Annotated in this window: 1 protein-coding gene; it reads left to right on the forward strand. The window is 59.5% G+C overall.

Annotated elements, in window-relative coordinates; genetic code table 11:
* On the forward strand, window positions 1–309 hold a 309-nt coding region (locus tag EE949_RS08240; protein WP_346773483.1), incomplete at both ends, for an acyl-CoA dehydrogenase family protein.

Here is a 309-nt window from a genome sequence, read left to right on the forward strand (position 1 = left end):
GCATGGGCATGCCCAAGGTGGTCTCGGCTCAGGTCGAGGAGATGCTCAATTCCGCCAGTCTGGCATTCGGCCTGTACCCGATGCTGACGTCGGGTGCCTGCGTGTCGATCAACACCCATGCCACCGAAGAGTTGAAAGCCAAATTCCTGACGAACATGTATTCGGGCGTCTGGTGCGGTTCGATGTGCCTGGCCGAAGCCCACGCTGGTATCGACCTGGGCATCATCCGCACCAGGGCCGAGCCGCAGACTGACGGTTCCTACAAGATCACTGGCAGCAAGATTTTCATCACCGGCGGTGAGCATGACC

Origin of the sequence: Pseudomonas viridiflava, assembly GCF_900602065.1 — a bacterium.
Lineage (GTDB): Bacteria > Pseudomonadota > Gammaproteobacteria > Pseudomonadales > Pseudomonadaceae > Aquipseudomonas.